This window comes from Cytobacillus sp. IB215665 (assembly GCF_033963835.1).
Taxonomy (GTDB): Bacteria; Bacillota; Bacilli; order Bacillales; family SM2101; genus Nanhaiella.
Map to the genome: position 1 here is coordinate 177,091 of NZ_JAXBME010000010.1, position 19,075 is coordinate 196,165.

General features: G+C 33.4%; 16 protein-coding genes. 13 read left to right on the plus strand and 3 right to left on the minus strand.

The genetic code is table 11. The annotated features are described in order from the left end of the window. Positions 1–90: 90 nt before the first annotated feature. Positions 91–669: a DUF6944 family repetitive protein gene (locus SLH52_RS13500; RefSeq protein WP_320209797.1), complete on the plus strand. Its 579-nt coding sequence runs from the start codon at positions 91–93 to the stop codon at positions 667–669. 351 nt (positions 670–1,020) lie between these two features. On the opposite strand, the gene SLH52_RS13505 is transcribed toward SLH52_RS13500, so the two are convergent. Further along, on the minus strand, positions 1,021–1,416 hold the full coding sequence (locus SLH52_RS13505) for an RDD family protein (RefSeq protein ID WP_320209798.1): 396 nt from the start codon (positions 1,414–1,416) through the stop codon (positions 1,021–1,023). 507 nt (positions 1,417–1,923) lie between these two features. Between SLH52_RS13505 and SLH52_RS13510 the strand changes: the two genes are divergently transcribed. The 9 genes from SLH52_RS13510 to spoIIP all read left to right on the plus strand — a co-directional run bounded on the left by SLH52_RS13510 (position 1,924) and on the right by spoIIP (position 12,535). Next, positions 1,924–2,382 carry an SRPBCC family protein gene (locus tag SLH52_RS13510; protein WP_320209799.1) on the plus strand — a complete coding sequence of 153 codons (459 nt, stop codon included), beginning with the start codon at positions 1,924–1,926 and terminating at the stop codon, positions 2,380–2,382. A 569-nt stretch (positions 2,383–2,951) separates the two neighbouring features. Further along, positions 2,952–4,562 (plus strand): long-chain fatty acid--CoA ligase, encoded by a 1,611-nt coding sequence (locus tag SLH52_RS13515; protein WP_320209800.1) that lies wholly within the window; start codon positions 2,952–2,954, stop codon positions 4,560–4,562. A gap of 447 nt (positions 4,563–5,009) precedes the next feature. Then, positions 5,010–5,576, plus strand: a complete 567-nt coding sequence (locus SLH52_RS13520) for a TetR/AcrR family transcriptional regulator (protein WP_320209801.1) — start codon at positions 5,010–5,012, stop codon at positions 5,574–5,576. A 76-nt stretch (positions 5,577–5,652) separates the two neighbouring features. Next, positions 5,653–6,537 (plus strand): 3-hydroxyacyl-CoA dehydrogenase family protein, encoded by an 885-nt coding sequence (locus tag SLH52_RS13525; protein ID WP_320209802.1) that lies wholly within the window; start codon positions 5,653–5,655, stop codon positions 6,535–6,537. Then, on the plus strand, positions 6,537–7,316 hold the full coding sequence (locus SLH52_RS13530) for an enoyl-CoA hydratase (RefSeq protein ID WP_320209803.1): 780 nt from the start codon (positions 6,537–6,539) through the stop codon (positions 7,314–7,316). Before SLH52_RS13525 ends, SLH52_RS13530 begins: the two co-directional genes overlap by 1 nt. 234 nt (positions 7,317–7,550) lie before the next feature. Beyond that, entirely contained in the window at positions 7,551–8,330 is a 780-nt protein-coding gene (locus SLH52_RS13535; RefSeq protein WP_320209804.1) for an SDR family oxidoreductase, read from the plus strand. Between the two features lie 34 nt (positions 8,331–8,364). Next, entirely contained in the window at positions 8,365–9,144 is a 780-nt protein-coding gene (locus tag SLH52_RS13540) for an enoyl-CoA hydratase (protein WP_320209805.1), read from the plus strand. Positions 9,145–9,161: 17 nt separating this feature from the next. Beyond that, entirely contained in the window at positions 9,162–10,142 is a 981-nt protein-coding gene (locus tag SLH52_RS13545) for an NADPH:quinone oxidoreductase family protein (RefSeq protein WP_320209806.1), read from the plus strand. A gap of 1,247 nt (positions 10,143–11,389) precedes the next feature. After that, positions 11,390–12,535 carry a stage II sporulation protein P gene (gene spoIIP / locus SLH52_RS13550; RefSeq protein WP_320209807.1) on the plus strand — a complete coding sequence of 382 codons (1,146 nt, stop codon included), beginning with the start codon at positions 11,390–11,392 and terminating at the stop codon, positions 12,533–12,535. 1,954 nt (positions 12,536–14,489) lie between these two features. On the opposite strand, the gene SLH52_RS13555 is transcribed toward spoIIP, so the two are convergent. Both SLH52_RS13555 and SLH52_RS13560 read right to left on the minus strand, forming a co-directional pair. Continuing rightward, positions 14,490–15,683, minus strand: a complete 1,194-nt coding sequence (locus tag SLH52_RS13555) for a PLP-dependent aminotransferase family protein (RefSeq protein ID WP_320209808.1) — start codon at positions 15,681–15,683, stop codon at positions 14,490–14,492. Positions 15,684–15,939: 256 nt separating this feature from the next. Then, positions 15,940–16,665 (minus strand): sulfite exporter TauE/SafE family protein, encoded by a 726-nt coding sequence (locus SLH52_RS13560; RefSeq protein WP_320209809.1) that lies wholly within the window; start codon positions 16,663–16,665, stop codon positions 15,940–15,942. 756 nt (positions 16,666–17,421) lie between these two features. Between SLH52_RS13560 and SLH52_RS13565 the strand changes: the two genes are divergently transcribed. The 3 genes from SLH52_RS13565 (at position 17,422) to SLH52_RS13575 (ending at position 18,778) form a co-directional block, all read left to right on the plus strand. After that, complete coding sequence (locus tag SLH52_RS13565; protein ID WP_320209810.1) at positions 17,422–17,808, plus strand: YbaN family protein; 387 nt, start codon at positions 17,422–17,424, stop codon at positions 17,806–17,808. 186 nt (positions 17,809–17,994) lie between these two features. Then, positions 17,995–18,429, plus strand: coding sequence for a dUTP diphosphatase (locus SLH52_RS13570; protein WP_320209811.1), 435 nt, complete (start codon positions 17,995–17,997; stop codon positions 18,427–18,429). A gap of 31 nt (positions 18,430–18,460) precedes the next feature. Further along, complete coding sequence (locus tag SLH52_RS13575; protein ID WP_320209812.1) at positions 18,461–18,778, plus strand: DUF3221 domain-containing protein; 318 nt, start codon at positions 18,461–18,463, stop codon at positions 18,776–18,778. The last annotated feature ends 297 nt before the right edge of the window (positions 18,779–19,075 follow it).

Here is a 19,075-nt window from a genome sequence, read left to right on the forward strand (position 1 = left end):
TACGATCGGTGTAGGCCTTGCTCCATAACAATTTATATCACTTGAATACAATGAATGTATCAATGTTTTTAGAACGGTGGTGCAAGGCGGGTGGTGACTGAGGGGAAAGAATTAGAAGTTCTTGGAGCGTGGATTCAAGTTGTTGGGAGTGTCATAGCTGCAATTGGGCAATCTGGACGGGTTGATGAACAAGCCGTTAATGACCAACTTATTGTGCTAGGAAATTCTTTAAAAGCTGTAGGGAACTCTTTTAGAGCTATAGGAAGAGAACAACAACAACTAGCTGAAAATAATAAAGGTAATGATTTGATTATTTTTGGGAATTGGTTACTAGCAGGAGGGTCTGCTGCAAGTGCTGTAGGTGCTGGAATAATGGAGGCACAAAATGAAGATGAAGGTTTGCAAATTGGAGTGATTGGTAATAGTGTACAATCACTAGGGGCTTCATTCGGCGCAGTGGGTGCTGTTGTTAGGTCATCAGATCTGTTGGCTCTAGGAAACAGCATTCAATCTTTAGGTGCGGCATTGTTAGCAATTGGTATTCTTTACATAATAAATGGGAAAGAGAAAATGGGAAGAATTTTGTCAAGTTTAGGTAGTTGGCTTCAAGCTATTGGAGCATCTATTACAGCGATTGCACTTACTAAAACGTTAAACAATAATCGTTAATTTCTTTATATAGCTAGCTAATTTTTATGAGATCGATAAAGTTTGCTTATAACAAGAAAAAGTTTCATAAAACCCTCTTTGACTCTTTTCGTATTCTTCGTTGCTCCTGGTGAATATTGAAATGATTCTCCGAATTTTAGTTGTGTACGTGTTTTTCTTTACTAGAAAAAACAACAATTAGTGCTAAAACAGTAAACAGTATATATAAAATCAACCGGAGTAAAAGAAAATGCACTCCGGCTTATCAAAAATTTTTAGTAGTCAGGTTCCTCAATAGAGCCACACAGTAAATGTAGTCTATTCTTTTGATCCACGATGTTCAAACTCTTTATCATTGAGATGATTTATAAGCTAATTATCATAAGTCACGTATGTGTTTGCTACAAAATCATGTATCGCGCGATTATCTTCACGCAACAGAACCATAAATATACTGACAATAATGCCTATACCAAGTGTTAAACCATATACGATTCCTGCAATTATGACACGCAAAACCATAGTCACTAGGTGAACATTCGTACCATCTATTTTAACAATTCGGATACCTACTATTTTTTTTCCGACTGTGTATCCCTTCCAAAAAACAGGAAGTAAGGTCCCGTATATTACTTCGAATTGGTTTAGTAGGAAACTCTGTTCATTGAAAATGTAATATGCGATAAAGGTAATTGGTAAACCAATAAGTAACCAATCAAATAATAATGCGGCAAGACGTATACTAAAGCCTGCTGAGTTTTCGGACATTTAACTTCACCCCAATATTATTACAGTCACAGCATCTTTATAGCATATTACAGTTATAACTGCTTGGTGTATAAGGAGAGTAAATTTAATATCCAAATGTTTATATTTTGTCACATATGTAAATCATAGTCTGTCCTCTCGCTTATGCCATAAGGCAAGCATACATTTAGGGAGTATCTGAAAAATACAAGTATAGTTTAAGACTCCACTTATAATTGAAGGATATTTTCGTAAATATTATTGCAATTATCACGAGTTTTGTACTTAAAGAAGTGGCTTTAAATGCTAGTTATCATGTTACAGAAGAAGAGATGATCCGAACGCTCGTTTTGTATGTGTTTATTTGCTAAAACGAAAACAGACTTATGTGTATTTTTACGTAGTTTAATATTGTATAAATATTCAGTGAAAAAACTTGCGTATCTATGATTTACATAATATGATAGAATTATCAAACATACCAACCGGTTAGTTCAAATATACATAGGACAAGAATGAGGGGGAGTTATGTTGATATTCCTAGCAGAAAAACAAGAAGAAATTAACAGACCAATAGAAGATGTATATAATTATGTAATTAATATGGAGAATTTCGGTAAATGGTTTCCTAATGTAATAGAAATGACCTCTAATAATAAGCTAGCTCACGGTGAAATAGGGAAAAAATATACTGAGCAAACGAGACTACCCTTCAATATAAAAAAATCAATACCAATCACTGTCATTGAATCAGCACATAATTCAAAGTTCGTAACTGATGGTGATTTTCCACCTTTGATGGAAAGAATGACAGTTACTTTTTCGGCTAAAGCAATAGATAGTACCCTTGTAACTTGGAAAATGGAAAGTAGAAACCATTCGAGGTTAGCCAATATTTTCTTTATGCCACTAGCAAAAATAATAATTAAAAATCGAGCAGAAAAGGGTATGTTGAAGCTTAAACAAGAGCTTGAAAAGTCATCTTAATTTACAATTGAACTCCTTTAAATGAACTTGAATTCGTTAAAGGACATTCTTTTCTATATAACTAAAGAATCTATATCTATGTGAGGTTTCTAAAACTTTCATACAGTTGTAAAACACATTTCCTAAGCTTTGTTGTTATTTCTCTAGTTAGAATAGTTAGAAGTTATTTTATATAAATTACCAATTTTGACAAGCTTACACGAAGGCTAGTTGATTACATGTCTATGTCATAGGCCAATTATATAATTATTAATAACATAGTCATTATAGAATATTTTTTAAAGTTCTGTATGGTTATTAAATGACAAATGACTAGACATTTATCAATCGTTATCGTATTGGAGGTGATAGTATAAAAATGTGAATCTATCATGAATATTGAAAACTACGCATAAATTGTAAAAACAAAAAATCATCAAAACAATATATTATCTTTCGTTAATGGATGAAATGCAGCAAATACCCTATCAAAATTATTTTTCATAAAAGTAAGTTGTTAGATACGTGAGAATAAATTGTCTTACATCTGAGGGTTAACTTAGAAAAAATAATAACTTGGGGGTTGTTTCGTGACTGATAAGCATGTTTGGTTAAACCATTATCCAGATGATATCTCAACAGATGTTGAAATTCCTAACACAACATTACCACAAATCTTACAAAATACTTCAGAGGAATACCCACAAAATGATGCTATTTTATTCTACCAACAAAAGATGTCATATAAAGAATTAAATATGTCTGTTCAAGCTTTTGCCTCATCAATACAACAGTCAGGAATTAATAAAGGTGATCGTGTTGCAATTATGCTACCTAATTGTCCTCAATACGTGATTTCATTTTATGGGGTGTTGGCTGCAGGTGCAATCGTTACACAAATTAATCCGATGCTGGTAGAGCGAGAACTACAATATATTTTAGCAGATTCTGGGGCGCAAACTGTTGTTGTCCTAGATATGTTATACCCTCGAGTGAAAGCGATTCAACAAAATACAGGATTAAAAAATATTATAGTTGTTAGTCTGCAACCAAACGATCAATCATACAAACCAGATTTATCTTTCTATGAGTTTATAAAAGTTGGAAACGGAATTGTTAGTCCAGTTGACACAGATCCTGAGCATGATATAGCAGTCCTACAGTATACTGGAGGAACGACTGGTAGACCAAAAGGAGCTATGCTAACACACCGTAATTTAATTGCAAATAATGTTCAAGCACAAGAGTTTTTCAAAAATGATGTAGAAAAGGGTAAAGAGCGTTGCTTAATAGTTCTACCATTTTTTCATGTTTTCGGTATGTCGGCATGTATGAATTTTTCAATTTTTAATGCTGCTTCAATGGTCCTTCTACCAAGATTTGATGTTGAGGAAGTATTGCATACGATAAAAGCTGAAAAACCAACGATTTTCCCAGGAGTACCGACAATGTTTATTGCTATTTTAAACCATCCTAATGCCACTGACTTTGAAATTGATTGTATTAAGGTTTGTAATAGTGGAGGAGCACCAATGCCTGTGGAAGTACTAAAAGCATTTGAAGAAAAAACTGGCTCTAAAATAGTTGAAGGGTTCGGCATGTCTGAATCAGGTCCAGTTACACATTCTAATCCACTATTCGCTGAGCGAAAAACAGGAAGTGTTGGTATTCCATACCCTTCAACTGATTTTAAAATCGTTGACATTGCAGATGGCAAGCTAGAGGTACCAGTAGGGGAAGTTGGTGAACTGATCGTTTCAGGACCTCAGATCATGAAAGGATATTGGAACATGACTGATGAAACGATGCACACTCTCCGTGATGGTTGGTTATATACAGGGGACATTGCTCGAATGGATGAGGATGGATACTTGTATATCGTTGATCGAAAAAAAGACATGATTATTGCAAGCGGTTTCAATATTTATCCGCGTGATATAGAGGAAGTTCTCTATGAACACCCTTCTATACAAGAAGCTGTAGTGGTTGGAGTACAGGATGCATATAGGGGTGAAACAGTAAAAGCATTTATCGTTCTTAAGCAAGGGGAACAAACGAATGAACAAGATATTATTAACTATTGCAAAGATCATATGGCTTCATACAAAGTACCAACAATTGTAGAATTCAAGGGTGAATTACCGAAAACGACGGTTGGTAAAATATTAAGGCGTGCTTTGCGGGAGAATAATGTTACGTAAAATCTTTTTGAAAGATGATTCAAGACGAACAGGGAGCATATTCACTAAGATACATATTGTCTAAAGATATGTTTCCGTTCTTTTTTATCATAGAAACACCGATAAAAGAGTTTTTTGTATATAATGTTTTTCCGATATTATAACAACAGAATTCTAAAATACCACCGGGCACAGTATATAAATAAAATATTCTTTCGTAAACTTGTTTTTATTACTAATAATGGTTTGTGTGATAAGTTTTAAAGGAACTCAATAATTAAAAAGTATGAAGATGTTAAGAACACTAGTTGTATACATGCTTATACCTTAGAACGAAAAGCAACAATCATTGCGAATGCAGCCTAATGAAACTATATTAATCAAACCTAGATTAATCTAATAAAGAAATTGGGGGTGATATTTTGTGTTATAATTCCATTAAAAAATATAGAATGTGAGGATATAACTTTGAAACAACGTATTAAAGAGCAGAGCATCCTTCTGTTTGAGAAAAAAGGATTTACTGAGACTTCTATTCAAGATATTGTTGATGCTCTAGGAGTAACAAAAGGAACTTTCTATTATTATTTTTCAAGTAAGGAACAACTATTAATGGATATTCATCTACATTACATCGACGACCTGCTACAACATCAACTTGAAATTTTAGTAGATAATAAAAAAAGTTGTAAGGAAAAGCTTAGAGATGTTGTGTTATTGCTTATTACGGATATAAAAGAACAAGGGCCTAGTGCACGAGTGTTCTTACGAGAGCTAAGAAATTTAACTAATGAACATCTTCAAAAAATTCTTACGAAACGTGACAAATTCAGACTGAATATCGAGCAACTACTAGCAGATGGTGTCGCGAAGGAAGAATTTCGTAAGGACCTTGAAATAGACATTATTACTTTTGGTATATTAGGTGTAACCAATTGGACGTATCAATGGTTCGATCCAACAGGTACAAAATCCGATCATGATGTTGCAGAAATATATATTGACATGATTTTACGTGGTATACAAATAGAATAAGTTAAGTCTACTCTAGTTTTGCTAGGGTTTGAATAAGATTAACATACTAACTAGTCAGTATAAAGGAGATTATATTATGAATATTCAAGATGTTAAGAATATTTGTGTAGTCGGCTCAGGACAAATGGGGCATCAAATAGGAATGTTATGCGCATTAGGTGGGTTTGCAACAACAATTCAAGATGTGAATTCACAATCATTAACAAAAGCTAAGACAAGTCTTGAGTCGATTATGGAACAATGGGTAATGAAAGGTAAAATAGCTGAGGATCAAAAAGAAGCAGCCCTTAAAAGGTTGTCATTTACTGAAAGTTTAGAAGAGGCAAGTTCGAAAGCGGACTTTGTCATTGAAGCAATTGTAGAAAAACTTGAAATAAAACGCGAAGTATTTAAAAAGTTAGATGAGTATACACCACCACATGCTATTTTAGCTACGAACAGTTCGACAATCGTCAACTCACTTATCGCAGGTGCAACAAAACGTCCTGAAAAGGTTTGTAACATGCATTTCTTTTTCCCGCCTCTTGTTATGGATTGTGTTGAAGTAGTAATGAGTGAGCAAACTTCAGAAGAAACTGCACAAATTACTTTAGATGTTTGCGAAAAAATTAACCGTAAAGGAATTCTACTACGTAAAGAAATTTCTGGGTTTGTTGCAAATAGAATTCTCATTGCTCTTCAAAAAGAAGCGATGTATTTATATGAACAAGGTATCGCTGATTATAAAGACATCGACTTGATTGTAAAACAAGCGTTGAAACATCCTATTGGTCCGTTTGAATTAATGGATTTATCGGGATTAGATGTAGGTTATTATGTTATGCAGCAGCGCTTCGCTGAAACTGGTAACCCAAAAGATAAACCACCAGCTTTTATTGAAGAAAGGGTAAAGGCAGGTTTGTTAGGAAGAAAAACAGGAAAAGGCTTTTATGATTATTCAAGCAAAAAGGTGAAGCAATAATGGAGCCATACGTGGGATGTGAAAAAGTAAATGGTGTAGCGACAGTAACCATTAATAACCCACCGTTAAACGTTATGAATAGCTCAGTAAGTAAAGAATTATTTGAAACATTTTTATTGCTTGAAGATGATTCTGAAGTGGTTGCTGTTATTTTGACTGGTGCTGGTTCAAAGGCATTTATGGCTGGAGCAGATATTCGTGAGTTTCCTAATTTAATAGGAAAAACTGAATTGAAAAGCAAATTTTTGGAAAGTCATCACGTGCTGAACTATATTGATACATTTAGAAAGCCCACGATTGCTGTTCTTAATGGCATAACATTTGGTGGAGGGTGTGAGTTAGCACTAGCATGTGATATTAGAATTGCTGAAAATCACGTGCAAATAGGATTACCAGAAATAAAGCTAGGTCTTTTTCCCGGTGGAGGAGGTACTCAACGACTCCCTAAATTGATAGGGGAAGCTAAAGCAAAGGAAATGATTTTCACTGGGGAACCTATTTATGCGGAAGAAGCTTGGCGCATTGGTCTTGTAAATAAAGTAGTGGCAAGTGGGAAGGGATTATTAGCTGCACAGGAGATGGCAATGACCATTTGTCAATATTCACTAGCTGCAATATCACGAAGTAAACAAGCCATTCAAGAAGGTGTACAATTAACGCTTGAAGATGGTCTAAAAAGGGAAGCGGAATTATTTGAAGAAATGTTTCAAACTGAGGATATAAAAGAAGGTGTAAGAGCATTTTTAGAAAAACGCAAACCAAAATTTACACATAAATAACTGAAAGTATCATTGCAAAAGTGAACTTAAAATATTTTGATTATTTGAAACTTTATGTAAAATCGTGCTTTTTGCATTGAGAAGTAAACACATAATATACAGCTAGAATTCGTTGCATCCATCTTCTATACAGCGATGACAAACAATAATAAACTACTTTTTATAGTACTAAGCTGCTTACAATAGCAACAATCTTTTCGAAAAGAGCGAAAATAAAAAAGGAGTGGAATATGTATGAGATTTTCTGACACAGTCGTAGCTATCACCGGTGGAGGTAGTGGAATAGGTGAGGCAGTAGCTCATAGAATAGCAAAAGAGGGCGCTGATGTACTAATAGTAGGAAGGACTCAATCTAAATTAGAAACAGTAGCAAAACAAATTAATGAAGAGGTGAATAGAAATGCTGTTCAATATTTTGTGGCAGATGTAACAAATGAAGAACGTATTACAGAGTTAGCTACTTTTGTACAAAAAAACTATGGTCACTTAGATGTTTTAATAAATAATGCAGGAGGATCCCCCGTTTCTAGATTATTTAATACATCAGCAGAAGACTGGGATTTTGTTCAAGAAACAAATTTAAAAAGTGTGTTTCTCGTTTCCAAATATTTAGGGCAACTGATGGCGGAAAGTAGTGAAAAGGATGAAGGAAAGCGAAAAGACAGAACAATTGTCAATGTCGCGTCATTATCAGGGCATAAAGCTGCGCCAACTTTACCTCATTACAGTGCTGCAAAAGCAGCTGTAGTAAATTTATCTAAAACACTTGCTCATGAACTGTCACAATTTGGAATTCGCGTGAACTCAGTATCACCAGGCTTTATTAAAACACCTATGACTGAAATAAGTCTTGAAAGTGAACGATTTATGAAAACAATTGAGCGAAGTACAGCTATGGGTCGAGTAGGCGAAGCAGAAGAAATAGCCAATGTAATAGCTTTCATGGCATCATCTGAAGCTTCATATATGACTGGATCAGATATCGTTGTAGACGGTGGCTGGCTTATTTCATAAGCTGTGAAATTTGTAATAAGGGGGACTGATAGAAATGGAAAATGAGCACCTAATTGTTAATATCGAAGGCCCTATAATGGTTTTAACGTTAAATCGTCCAGAAAGCCTTAATCCGTTTAGTTCACATATGATACTAGGTTTATTAGAGGCAATGGAATTAGCTAGAGAAAATGATGATATTCGAGCGGTGGTCATTAGAGGGGCGGGTAGAGCATTCAGTGCAGGTGGAGATGTAAAATCCATGGGCGAATCCTCGTCACAAGAAATTTACGATCATATTGGTAAGCTAAATGAATGTATAAAACTAATGAAAGATTTACCTAAACCAATTATTGCAGCAGTACATGGTTTTGCAGCGGGGGCAGGGTTTAATTTGGCATTGGCTTGTGATCTTATTATAGCAGCTGACAACAGTAAATTTGTCTTTAGTTTTTCACAAGTAGGACTAATTTCAGACGGAGGAGGATCCTATTTTTTTCCAAGATTAGTAGGACCATATCGTGCTAAAGAATTATTCTTTAGTGGAGAAACAGTATCTGCTGACCAAGCTAGGGAACTAGGTATATTAAGTCGAGTTGTTCCACTTGAAAGCCTAGAATCTGAAACTACAAAGCTAGCGATGAAGATTGCCCATGGACCAAGTAAAGCTTATGGAATGATGAAGAAGATCATTGATCGGTCTTATGAGTCATCATTAGATGATATTTTGGAGCAAGAACGAATTACACAAACGCTGATGATTCATACTGAAGACCACTTAGAAGGCGTTAACGCATTTAAAGAAAAAAGAAAACCACAATTTAAAGGTAAATAGAAAAGGGGAATATGACTATGAAAGCAGTACAAATAGAAAAATTTGGTGGACCAGAAGTTTTACAATATGTTGATTTAAATAAACCAATGCCTAAAGGAAATGAAGTATTAATTGAAGTAAAAGCCATCGGAGTAAATTATGCTGATACAGCGAGACGAGAAGGACAATATGTAGTTGAGACAACATTACCATATGTTTTAGGAGGCGAAGTTGCTGGTATTGTAGTTGCAGTTGGGGAAGATGTTACTTCTGTTAGTATAGGTTCAAAAGTTGTGACAATTATGGAATCAGGTGGATATGCAGAGTTTGCGATGGTCGATGAAAGATCAGTCATACCGATACCTGATGGGGTTGATTTTAACCATGCTGTTATTCTACCAATACAAGGATTAAGTGCCTATCATATTATAAAAACAATGGGGCGCCTTGAAGAAGGTGAAACAGTCCTTGTTCATGCGGCTGCTGGTGGAGTCGGTTTACTTGCCGTTCAGCTCGCTAAGTTATTTGGTGCAGGTAAAGTAATAGCAACAGCTAGTACTGATGAGAAGTTAGCACTCGCCCAAGAGATGGGAGCTGGCGTAACTGTAAACTACACTCTTGACGGCTGGGATAAAGAAGTAAAGAAAGCGACAGAAGGTAAAGGTGTTGATGTAGCACTTGAAATGGCTGGAGGAGATATATTTAATAAAACAGTACGTTGTTTAGCACCATTTGGTAGACTAATCATATATGGTGTAGCTAGTGGAGAAATGAGCACTATGCAACCAGCAGAGTTAATGAGACGTAACCAATCGGTTATCGGTTTCTTTTTACCACAGATTATGCGTAAACCACAGCTCCTCCAATCCAGCTTAATTGAATTACTCCAATACGTACAAACAGGCCAATTGAAATTAACAGTCGGAGGGGTATACCCACTAGCAGAAGCAGCAAACGTACATACACTATTACAAGCAAGAAAAACAACTGGAAAAATTGTTTTAGTGCCGGGGACCTGACCCCAATGCGTTAATGTGGGAAAGTGGTAATAAAGGTTTACGCTAATGTATAAATAAAAGCTATATTCACAGGTTGTTGAACTTCGTACTAAACATTAAACACGAAAACAACTAGATTTCGAAGTATCTTCTATAAAACGGTGAATGTTAAGTAAACGACATTTTTATCTTCAAGTTTAAGAACTATAGCAACAACGTTTACGAATAGAGTGAAAATAAAAAACAGAGTGGCTCTGACCACTCTGTTAAACTTTATAAGAAGGAAGATTATTAGTGTAATAGCAATTCAGCTGTTTCTCGATTACAGGATGCTTTCCTGTATTTGGGGTTGATTATATAATCCATATTTTGTTGTTAAGCTTATTATCATAACATTAGCTTTTTATCACTGGATGTCAAAATAGTAAATTCCAACGATGATCTTTGCAAAAAGTCAATTGTTCTGCTAAAAGGGTAAATCATACTATATAGTAAGATAGAATATTTTATGCTAATGGTTTTAAGTTGTGTAGGAAAATGACAAGAAAACAAAAAATTGATTAAAATACCTAAGAAAACTCATATTAGGCATGTGAAAAACATTATAAGAATGAAAAGTTTAACATAGCAAGTACTTGGATATAAAACAACTTGTTTGTTATAGTGAATTTATAAATGAGTTGCTAATGGAAAAGGGTTCATTAACAACATAAATTGAAAGGGTTATTTTTTTTCTTCACATTCATAAACGAGTCAAAACAATGGCTTCTTACCGAGAACTGCTTCAAATGTCTAATAACCTTCTTGTTGCTCCTCGAACTTTCACTAGTTGTTACTACTGTTGTTTTCAATTGGTTGATCAACTTTACAATGTCTTTTTTTTCGCTAAAACTACTAAAGTAAAATCTTAAGGTCATTTGTTTCAAAATGCTAAAGATCCTCGGCAACAGGAAATCCTTCGTATTACTGCATTAACAATTAAAATATCCACAGTAGTCACATTCTACTATGAAAAGTTTAAGGTATGATCTCCTCCGATTTGTCCTATTTTTATTGCTAAACTGAATTTATACGCAATATATAAGTTTCCAATTAGGAAGCTATTTCTTTATAAAATATGTAATGTACAGTCACTTGGTCCGACCACCTGTACTAAATAGTGTTAATGAGAATAAGGAGTATAATCTACTATTCTTTATATTATTTTGTTAAATAAATATATTCTGTCCTGTCTATGCATATAGATTAACATAGGGGGGATTATATATATGAAGCTGTATAGAAACAAGAGGTTATTGCTCATTTCTAGTATCCCAATGCTAGTATTTTTCATCTTCTTCATATCAACACTAATCGTTGGCTTAAACATAAAATATGAATCTAGCTTTATTGATACTGCGTTAGGAAATGTAGAATCAGAAGATCTACTAATTCATTTTCTGAAGGCAGAAAATCAACATTTTTCTCAAGAAGAAAGTGAGAATGATTTATTTTCTATTAAGAATATAACAGAATCTATACTACAATTTGGAACAAATATTATTCTAAGTGATACAACAACATTTTTTGGCGGAGAATTACCAGGCATAACTTCCTCCATAAACAAAACGAGTATATCCGAAGAAACGGCGTACGTATTTGAATCGGCACCACCAATTGAAGTTTTATTAAAAGAAAGAGAAGTTGCAACAGAAAAACTAAAACAAGATGAAAATATAACATTAGATGAAAATAATCTCGATAATCAAATTCCAAATAAGACTGTATATATCTATCAGACGCATAGTTGGGAATCTTTCCTACCATATATAAAAGATGCTAGCAGTCCGAATCATGCAATCAGTAATGATAATCGAGTGAATGTCGTTGCACTAGGTAAGCGCTTATCAGCTAATCTTCTTAAAGAAGGGATCGGAGCACATCACGATCAAACGAATATGACAGCAAAGTTGCATGAGAAAGAATGGAAAACAACAATGTCATATAACTTGTCTCGTGAGATTTTAGAGGTCAACACAAATAACAATAATCATATAGAGTACTATATTGATATACATCGGGATTCGGCACGTAGAGATGTTACAACTAAGGTGATTAATGGAATTGAATATGCAACATTATATTTTGTATTAGGAACAGATAATGAAAATTATGAGCAAAATAAACAATTTGTCGATAAACTGAATACAGAGCTTAATAAAAGGTACCCTGGTATTAGTAGAGGAATATATCAAAAATCAAAAAAAGATGGAAATGGAATATATAATCAGGATATTTCTAGTAAAGCTATCACGCTAGAAATAGGCGGTGTAGACAATACATTTGAAGAACTTGAAAGAAGTGTTGACGCTTTCTCAGAAATTTTTTCAGAGCTATATTGGGCAGATCGTGAAACGATAGAGGTAAATGGATAAGGAGTCAAAAAATTACTAGTTAGCATAGCATGTTACATTATTCCAATGAGACTATATGCTAGTGCTAAAATAACTAACTAGGATTCCTCCGTTAAACATTAGCTCCCAGATAAAATATTTTCAAACTATAATACAAAGAAAGTAGGAAAGTTTTCAATAAACGGAAGAATGAATAGATAAGCTACTTACCAATAAACCAAACCGTTTAGTTTTGATGGTTTGGTTTTTATCTACTTAATACATGGAGTATCTTTTTGTTATTTTTTATCTCAAATATGTAGTGAAAAAAACAAAGGCATTTTAACGATCATATGAATACTAAAAATTATAATTTCTAATCAATTATAGGAAATATAATCAAGAAAATACTATACTCAGGCTTTTTTTCCTTAGTTAAGCAAATTTAGTAGAGTAGCTAGATTTACTTTTTCAGAGAAAAAGTAGATATCATAATATTTATGAATAACATACAGCCAAGTAAAATTATGCACGTAATGATTGCGTAAGAAAAAATAAAATATAAAAGACTAATATTTCCATCTATAATAAGGAAAGGTGTAAATATATGATCCGTGAATGCTATGCTACTTAACTCAATAAAAACAAGAACTATTATAAGTGTTGCTAAAATTTTTTTGATTTGTATTTTCATTAAAAATGCCCTCCTTTTTAGCCTTTATATATACAGACGAATAAGATTACAAAAAAGTTGTAATAAAATACAAAAATTTTCTTACAAACTTACTATCATATATGTCCACATATAAGTCTGTCATTCGTGGCCCTTTGTCATCTTATTAAGTCACTCCAATTGAGATAAACGCTCACAACATTTTTGGATTACACAACGATTACCAAATCTAATTTCAGAGAGCTTTATTACACAATCTTCATGAACGAACTTATTATTTTTCAACCAAGTAGCGATTAGATCCTTTATACTTCTAAACCTGATTATTCATTTAGTGTAAATCACACTTTAGCCTATAGGTATTGAAGTGGGTTGAGTGTGAAGAACGACCGAGATTTATTAGTCTGAAGATTAAAAGTTTAAAAAAAGGAAGGCCGCAAGTGTAATGCAATACTATACCACTAAACTTCTTTACCATCGTTTATGTGCATATTTAGTGTAGGTGATATTACCTTCTATATTTATCAAAATTACGTGGGATAAAAGCATTCTCAATTAATTTGGAATGATCTATTTAACATAGTAGATGCTTATTTGATTCATAGGGATGGTGATGACAAAGGAAAAAGCTGGTATCATCATGATTGGGGTTATGGAAAGGAGTTAACAGCTGCCTTTAGTGAAGATAAAGCTCTGAGTGCATTGTTTTAATAGATTCCAACTGTAGTGGTAGCAATGGTTGAAGATTTAATGAATATTTATATACATATTCAGATTATGTTCATTGCTGGAATGTTCCCAATGGCTACTTCATTGAAATAACAAGAGCTGTTCGTATTAACTAGCTGTTATGTTATAGCTCAATAAATTTTTCCTAATTATTACAATGCTGAAAAGCTGTAATTATAAGAAAAATCGGTTAAGATGAACTATTCAACAAGGGCTTAGTCTCCATTCATACTTAATTGCTTTAGCTATTACTGAAATAAAGGTTTTGTAATACTCCTGTGTCATCACTAACAAATGTGCTAGTGATGACTGCAGAAGGATTACCATCTTGGACGATGAGAAGATAGGATACTGTTGCAATTATGGTGATGATATATTATACAAACTTTATTTTCATTCGTTGAAAAATGGCGATAAAGCTTTATGTTAGTGCCATTGTAGAGGAAATAAATCGTTCAGGAATGCAAACTAATTAAATATTCATCACAAGTCTTTATCTCTAATCCTTTTTAAACATTATAAATCATTCATTGGATTGAAAGTCAAACGGGTAAAGAACAAATAAACTTTTGCAGGTACAGGTAAGATGTTTATTTAAACATTTTGAAGCTTGCTTTCAGCTGCGAACACGTCGACTAATGTGCTCATTCCTTCTCTAAGCTTGTCGGGAGTTGAGTGAGAAAAGTTTAAGCGTAGAGTATTTAGTTCAGGAGAGCTAACATAAAATGGTTTGCCTGGTACGTAGGCAACTCCTTTTTGGATACAAGCTGTCAATAATTTAGTAGCATCAATGTTTTCAGGGAGAGTTACCCAAAAGAACATGCCACCTTTCGGGATATTGTAAGAAATGTTTGGTATATTAGCTGAATCCAACAACTCCAGCATGATTTTCATCCTATTATGGTATACAGCTCGAATTTCTTTAATATGATTATCAAGATTAAAGTCTGTACAAAGGTGATAGAGTGCTTGTTGTGATAAAGAATTGGAATGAAGATCTGCAGCTTGTTTTGCCTGTGTCATCATCCTGATAATTTGGTGAGGACCTTTAATCCATCCTGTGCGTAGTGCTGGTACAACGGTTTTAGAAAACGTACTTGTATAAACAACTTGAGTCCCGCTCTGGTCTAGTGCTGCAATAGGTAAGTATTTTTGGTCATCGAACTTTATTTGTCCGTAAGGGTCATCTTCAAATATAATGACGTTTTTCCTTTTCGCATATTCTAGTAACTTTTGTCTACGTTCCATAGACCATACTCTACCTGTAGGGTTTGAAAATGTTGGCACAACATAAATACATTTCGGCTTATATTTTCTAATTTTATATTCAAGATCATCAGGTAACATGCCGTGCTCATCACTTGAAACAGGTAAAATTTTAGCCTCACAGGATTTGAATACTTGAAGAGCTGCTAAGTATGTTGGATTTTCAGTTAGTATGATGTCACCAGGGTTAAACATTATCCTTGAAAAAAGGTCAATCGCTTGTTGCGAACCAGTCGTTAACAGTAATTCATTAGTAGTTGTTACTATTTCTTGTTTTTTCATAAGCTCAACAATCAAGTCACGTAGTGGTGTAAAGCCTTCAGTAACACCATATTGAAGAGCTTTTTTTCCTGATAAAAATGTTTTTTCGAAAGCATCTTCAACAGCTTTTATAGGAAATAAACTCTCATCAGGTAAACCACCAGCAAAAGAAATTACACTACCGCTCTCAATGATTTTTAATAGCTCTCGAACTTCTGAGCCTTGTAAATGTTGAACTCGTTTAGCAAATCCATATTTCATATTGTAGCCACCTTATAAATTATCGAATTTTCAAAAACTTATGATTAATCATAGTACGATAATTTAAATTGTCAATAGGATTAACAAAAGTTTATTGTTTTTTATAAAAATAGTTGATGAACGATATTTTCATAGGGGTAGCATCTGAACACGGTCTATAACCTTTTAATATTTACATTGTTAGTTAATTCTCAATAATGGAAGTGTAGCCACGTTTTTCGTGTTTTAATATAAGGATAGTCTCAAATTCAGGTGGTCATATACCTATTATTAGTTGAATAATTAGTATGGAAGTTACTATTCTCAGAAGGTTCTTTAAGTGATTTGTTGAGAGCTTTGTAGCAACTTTTACAGCAATGAGACCACCAATTAGTGAACCTGTAGCTAGCAATATCGAGATTTGCCAATCAAAATAACCAGCAAAGAAATAGGTGAAAAATGCGCCGATACAGCTCACAAAGGTCTGAAAACGTGTAAAAGCCATTGCTTTAATATAAGACAATCCGTTGTATAAGTGGGTATACATTAATATGGTAGCCTGTCCTGGGCCAAATAAACCGTCATACACTCCATTGAAGAATAACAGAGGGCGTGTATTTTTAGGAATGATGTTATTTACTACTTCTTCTTTTGGTAGTTTTTTTAGGATATTTACGACTAACGCAAAACTGAGTAATACAATTGCAATCATCGTCATTTGTTGCTCTGATAATACAGATGCACAAAGTGCCCCTGTAATTCCTCCAAGTAGGGCCAAAGGAACAATAACCACTACTGAAGAGAAAGTAACCTCTTTTTTCCTAAACAGCGTATAAAAACTAGAAAATGAACTAAATATGTTTGAAAATTTAGCGGCAGCGATAGCTGAATGAATAGGTACACCAAGCAAAAGTAGAGCTGGCATACTGATAAGTCCACCGCTACCGGCTAACGTACCAATAAACGATGCACAGAATCCTATTAATATTAGTATAATCATCATAAATATAAATTCCTCCTTTCATATCTTTTATCATATAACCCATTTGTTTATAATTAAAATATGAATAAACGCTTACTTAACATAAGTAAAACTTATTGTTTTTATGTGCTATAGAGGCTGTCTTTAATATCTGTTGTTAGAAATAAACACTACACAACTAGAATTCGTGGCATTTTCTCTTATGTAAAATGAAAATTGAATAAAATTTCTTAGCGTGGTATAGCAACAAAGTATATGTAATGATCCTTTATAAAAGATAGGGTGAAACTTGTGGCAACAACTTTAGAGAAAGCTATTTTAATAGACAGTTTGGTAGAAAATTATTTGGCTGGAGGTTAAATGATGAAATAAATGTATTCCAAGAGGAAAAGAACAATGTAACTACAAGTAGTTAGAAAAAACCACCTTACGAAAATAATGAAATAAATCCAAATAATACGATTGTATATACGCTCAACGAGATCAAAAATAATGAGAAAAACAACGATATTTCATGGGAATTTTTATTAATTACAATGACTAGCAGTTTAAAACTCTAATAGCAGTAGTAACATATCAACAAGGAATAAGAGTCTAGATAAATATTTAATGGAAACAATGTAAGATAATTTTAGTTTGCATACTATCGACGGTTAGCTTTTCCTTATCTACGGTGTTATAATGTTGCTAATGTTATCTCTAGACAATTTAATTAAAAATACTTAGATATTTTGTGGATAAATATAATTAATTAATCTAGCAGCAAGGAGTTCGGTTATGAAAACACTTCAAAGAACCGTATTGATTGGATTAGGAACAGTTGCTTTAATATGTGGTGTCATAGGTATCATATTACCCTTAATACCGACTACACCTTTTTTATTACTAGCGGGTTTTTGTTATGCTAAATCATCGAAAAAATTATATGATAAGTTAATGAATAATAAAATACTTGGGGAGTATATAAAAAACTATCGAGAGCATAAAGCGATCCCTATGAAACCCAAAATAATAGGGATTTTGATTATTTGGAGCTCAGTATTTTATACATTTTTCTTTTTGTCAGCCGGAATATATCTTAAAGTTATATTCTTTATTGGTGCAGTTGTAATCACTTATTTGATTTTATCAATTAAAACGTTGAAACGTGACATAACAGCTTAGAGAGGGTGCATTTATGCATCTTTTTTGTTGGTTGTTACAATATCGCATAATGATAAATACTTTCAATGAATAATTCAGACAGCATTCGTATTCTAAAACTGTTTTTACTTATTAGAGTATGGTCAATAATTTGAGAGCATCTTTATTTTTACTATAAATTAATCCATGGTAGAGGAGAAGACATAAATGTCATTAACGATAAAAATAAAATATTTTAATAAACAATTGCCAAAAATCAATAAAATAGAAGTTGGGGATTGGATTGATTTGCGTGCAGCTGAAACTGTTGAAATACAAAAAGAAGAATTCTGTTTGATTCCTCTTGGTGTTGCGATGGAACTCCCTGATGGGCATGAAGCGCATGTAGTACCTAGATCAAGTACATTTAAAAATTTTGGTATCATCCAAACAAACTCTATGGGTATAATTGATGAGTCGTATAAAGGTGATAATGATCAATGGTTTTTTCCAGCGTATGCTCTGAGAGATACAAAGATTGAATTTGGCGATCGAATATGTCAGTTTAGAATGATAAAAAAAATGAAGCATGTGACTTTTAAGGAAGTAGCCGTTCTAAATAATGAAAATAGAGGTGGCCACGGATCTACTGGAACGAGTTAAATAGATTGAATATATAGGTGGGTGTCCAATAATGACATTAAGGATATCACTATTGATATTTACTATTTTTATGTTGCTTTCAGGGTGTAACAGTAATGAAGAATATGCAGCCGAATCAGACTTTATCGGGGAAATAATAAAGTTTAATAATCAAACAATAGAAATGGAAGTTAAACAAGGTGTTTTTTTTGAACAAGGAAACACTGGAAATATTATTCTAAGCTATGGAAAGTCGGTTGATAAAAGCAACTTGGAAAAGGGTAAGAAGTTTAAAGTATGGATAGATGGTGAAGTTTTAGATAGTAGCCCAATGCAAGCAACTATTGGAAAGATTGAAGTTTATGATTAACATACTTGGTCTAATAAGACAATGAATATTAAGTTAGATTAGTTCTACATAAAACTCATGGAATGTGGTAGAAGCAAACTTCCCATGCAAGTGGTGGATGAGAAAATAAGTCGCCTCAAACAAATAATATGAATGAAATTATTAGTGGATTTGATAATGCAAACTAACTTTTTACTATAGGAGGAAAAGGTAGTTTATTTTCTAATATCTAATAAACGAGGATGGTAGCATTGTTAAAGTAAGTGATTTAGTGTTCGATTTCATCTTATATGCTATTGGAACCGGTCCTGCAATTGC

Excerpts from the sequence above, each read along its gene's own strand:
- SLH52_RS13570 (WP_320209811.1), top strand. The coding sequence starts at position 17,995 with ATGTCATTAACGATAAAAATAAAATATTTTAATAAACAATTGCCAAAA.
- SLH52_RS13555 (WP_320209808.1), bottom strand. The coding sequence starts at position 15,683 with ATGAAATATGGATTTGCTAAACGAGTTCAACATTTACAAGGCTCAGAA.
- SLH52_RS13505 (WP_320209798.1), bottom strand. The coding sequence starts at position 1,416 with ATGTCCGAAAACTCAGCAGGCTTTAGTATACGTCTTGCCGCATTATTA.
- SLH52_RS13560 (WP_320209809.1), bottom strand. The coding sequence starts at position 16,665 with ATGATGATTATACTAATATTAATAGGATTCTGTGCATCGTTTATTGGT.
- SLH52_RS13525 (WP_320209802.1), top strand. The coding sequence starts at position 5,653 with ATGAATATTCAAGATGTTAAGAATATTTGTGTAGTCGGCTCAGGACAA.
- spoIIP (WP_320209807.1), top strand. The coding sequence starts at position 11,390 with ATGAAGCTGTATAGAAACAAGAGGTTATTGCTCATTTCTAGTATCCCA.
- SLH52_RS13575 (WP_320209812.1), top strand. The coding sequence starts at position 18,461 with ATGACATTAAGGATATCACTATTGATATTTACTATTTTTATGTTGCTT.
- SLH52_RS13535 (WP_320209804.1), top strand. The coding sequence starts at position 7,551 with ATGAGATTTTCTGACACAGTCGTAGCTATCACCGGTGGAGGTAGTGGA.
- SLH52_RS13565 (WP_320209810.1), top strand. The coding sequence starts at position 17,422 with ATGAAAACACTTCAAAGAACCGTATTGATTGGATTAGGAACAGTTGCT.
- SLH52_RS13545 (WP_320209806.1), top strand. The coding sequence starts at position 9,162 with ATGAAAGCAGTACAAATAGAAAAATTTGGTGGACCAGAAGTTTTACAA.
- SLH52_RS13540 (WP_320209805.1), top strand. The coding sequence starts at position 8,365 with ATGGAAAATGAGCACCTAATTGTTAATATCGAAGGCCCTATAATGGTT.
- SLH52_RS13510 (WP_320209799.1), top strand. The coding sequence starts at position 1,924 with ATGTTGATATTCCTAGCAGAAAAACAAGAAGAAATTAACAGACCAATA.
- SLH52_RS13530 (WP_320209803.1), top strand. The coding sequence starts at position 6,537 with ATGGAGCCATACGTGGGATGTGAAAAAGTAAATGGTGTAGCGACAGTA.